Origin of the sequence: Streptomyces sp. PA03-6a (assembly GCF_033792765.1) — a bacterium.
Classification (GTDB): domain Bacteria; phylum Actinomycetota; class Actinomycetes; order Streptomycetales; family Streptomycetaceae; genus Actinacidiphila.
Map to the genome: position 1 here is coordinate 1 of NZ_JARAVK010000493.1, position 2838 is coordinate 2838.

At 70.9% G+C, this 2838-nt stretch carries 3 protein-coding genes; all 3 read left to right on the forward strand.

Annotation, left to right across the window (positions count from 1 at the left end; all coding sequences use genetic code 11):
- The first annotated feature begins 438 nt into the window (after positions 1-438).
- The 3 genes from PV350_RS45930 to PV350_RS45940 all read left to right on the forward strand — a co-directional run bounded on the left by PV350_RS45930 (position 439) and on the right by PV350_RS45940 (position 2820).
- Positions 439-654 carry a hypothetical protein gene (locus tag PV350_RS45930; RefSeq protein WP_179280271.1) on the forward strand — a complete coding sequence of 72 codons (216 nt, stop codon included), beginning with the start codon at positions 439-441 and terminating at the stop codon, positions 652-654.
- 47 nt (positions 655-701) lie between these two features.
- Entirely contained in the window at positions 702-914 is a 213-nt protein-coding gene (locus PV350_RS45935) for a hypothetical protein (RefSeq protein WP_431969350.1), read from the forward strand.
- Between the two features lie 133 nt (positions 915-1047).
- Positions 1048-2820 (forward strand): zinc metalloprotease, encoded by a 1773-nt coding sequence (locus PV350_RS45940; protein ID WP_499516943.1) that lies wholly within the window; start codon positions 1048-1050, stop codon positions 2818-2820.
- The last annotated feature ends 18 nt before the right edge of the window (positions 2821-2838 follow it).

The following is a 2838-nucleotide window of genomic DNA, read 5'->3' on the forward strand; positions in this document are numbered from 1 at the left end:
CCGGAAAGCAGGACCACCGGCTCTCCGGTCCGGTGGCGGACGACGGCGGTGGCGGTCGCCCCTTGAACGACAAGCACGTGCACCCCTCTCACCGGAGGCTTGGTCGGCCCAAGCGCCTCGGGGATCGAGAGGATAGCCACCGGTTCGTCGCGCTTCGCCCCCTCTGCCGGGACTTCCCCACATCGGGCAGGGGGCGGATTGACCCGTTCGAGTGATATCCGGGGGGTGGGGCCGGGTGTCCGAGGTGCCCTCGCCGGCGCTCCCACCTGTCGTTTCCTTTGTGCAGCGACCGTGTTGACGGACAGTCATGGGTCCGAATCGCTTGCCGGGCCCGTGGTGCCCGACTACTGTCCAACGCCGTCAGACAGATCGTCCGGTGTGGATGGACGGGTTCTGGGACCCGGCCCCCGTCCGCACCCCTCGTACGAAGGATCCCCCATGCTCGACATGCGTGAGCTGGACACCGAGTCCGCGGAGCTGCTGCCCGGCCGCGAGGCCCTGGGCAAGCTCAAGTTCAGCTTCGTCAAGACCACGCACGTGACCAAGCACGTGGCCCACGTCGACGCCCACAACGAGTCGCTCGCGGCCAACGAGTGGTCGCCGTACGCGGTCGCCCAGTCGCAGGCCACCCAGGCCATCAACATCAAGCAGTAGTCGGCGTTCCACCTCCTTCCGCATACCGAGAAAGGTATCCCCCTCCCATGAACATGGACCAGCTCGACGCCGAGTCCGCGGAGCTGCTGCCCGGCCGCGAGGCCCTGGGCAAGCTGAAGTTCAGCTTCGTCAAGACCACGCACGTGACCAAGAACATCGCGCACGTCGACGCCCACAACGAGTCGCTCGCGGCGAACCAGTTCTCCCCGTTCGCGGTCGCCCAGTCCGAGGCCGTCCAGGCCATCAACATCCGCCAGTAACAACACCCGTACGTGTGCGGACCGCGCCCGTCGTGGCGCGGTCCGTCTCGGGAGGAAGAGCAGGACGGTGACGGAAAGTCACATTGCTCACGGCCCCGGCCCCACGGGAACGGCGGTCTACGGCGCGGACGTGATGGAACCTCCCCTCCACGACACGGGCTTCCCCGTCCCGCGGCTCGGCGCGGGCCTGCAACTCCTCGGCGAGTACAAGGGCTCGGGGACCACCGAACCCCGGTACATCGTCCGCCGGGGGGACGGGCAGGTCGTGCAGCTGAGCCGGCTGCTGTACCTGGTCGCCCGCGCCATCGACGGACGGCGCGACACCGAGGCCATCTCGCACCGGGTGAGCGGGCGCTTCGGCCGTGAGGTCAGCGCCGAGAACGTGCACTACCTGATCGAGAACAAGCTCCAGCCGCTGGGCGTCACCGTCCCTTTCGGGCAGGAGGACGACGAGGTCACCGGGCCCACCGCGGACCTCCTGCTGGTCCTGAAGGGCCACCGGGTCATCTTCCGCGAGCGGCAGGTCGCCCGGATCGCCCGCTCCCTGGCCTGGCTGCACCGTCCGCTGGCGGTGACGCTGGTGCTCGCGACGGCGGTCGCCATGGAGATCTGGCTGTTCGCCGTCCACGGGGCGATGACCCCGGTGCTCCAGGTGCTGGAGCAGCCGGTGCTGATGCTCGTGGTGTTCGCGCTGACCGTGGCCTCGCTCGTCTTCCACGAGTTCGGGCACGCCTCCGCGTGCCGCTACGGCGGGGCCCGCCCCGGGGCCATCGGCTGCGGCATCTTCCTCATCTGGCCGTCGATGTACACCGACGTCACCGACGTCTACCGGATCGGCCGGGGCGGGCGCATGCGCACCGACCTGGGCGGCGTCTACTTCAACGTCGTCTTCATACTGGCCCTGGCGGGCGGCTACTTCGCCACCGGGCAGTCCTTCTTCCTCGCCGCCATCTACCTGGCCCACTTCGAGATCATCGAGCAGTTGATGCCGGCCGTCCGGCTGGACGGCTACTACATCCTCGGTGACCTCGCCGGCGTCCCGGACCTCTTCGGCAAGATCAAGCCGATCCTGCGCAGCATGCTCCCGGGCCGCCCGGTGCCCCCCGAGGTCTCCGACCTCAAGCGCTCCGCCCGGATCATCGTCACCACCTGGGTGCTGACGATGGTGCCCCTGCTGCTGGCCGAGCTCGGCTACGTGCTGTGGAACCTGCCGCGCCTGCTCGAGACGAGCCTGCGGTCCCTGGCCGAGCAGCTGACCGGGACCGGTTCCGCCTTCGCCGAGGGCCAGTTCGCCGCCGGGACGGTCGGGGTCATCGGCAGCCTGATGCTGATCTTCCCCCTGGCGGGGGCGGCGTACCTGTCGGTGCGCCTCGGGGGCCGGCTCGTCCGCCACGTCGTCCGCGCCACGGAGGGGAACCTCCGGCTCAGGCTCCTCATCGGCGGGGCCACACTGGCCGGAGCTGCGGCGCTGTGCGCCGCATGGGTGGGCGGGGTGACCCCCAAGCCGCTGCCGCCGCAGCCGCCGATCGCGCCCATCCTGCAGCCCGGAGTGCCCGAGATCAGGCCCCTGCGTCCGGTCGCCCCCGCACCGCTGCCCAGCGTCACCACACCCCCGGTGACCGTGGCGGTGGGCGAGCCGTCGGCGACCGCGTCCTCGGCAGCGCCCTCGGAGTCCGGCTCCGCCGACGCCTCCGCCTCGGCGAGCGGCAGCCCCTCGCCGTCGAACTCGCCCAGCCCGCGGGCCTCGCGCAGCGAACCGCAACCGAGCAGCACCCGGACCACGGCCACGGCAGGGCCGAGCCCGTCCGACGGCTCCCCCTCCGCCACACCGTCGGACTCCGCGACGCCCTCGGAGCCCCCCATCCCGAGCTTCACCGTGTCCTTCCCCGCGCCCCTGCCGACCTGACGCGGGCCGTCCCTCCTC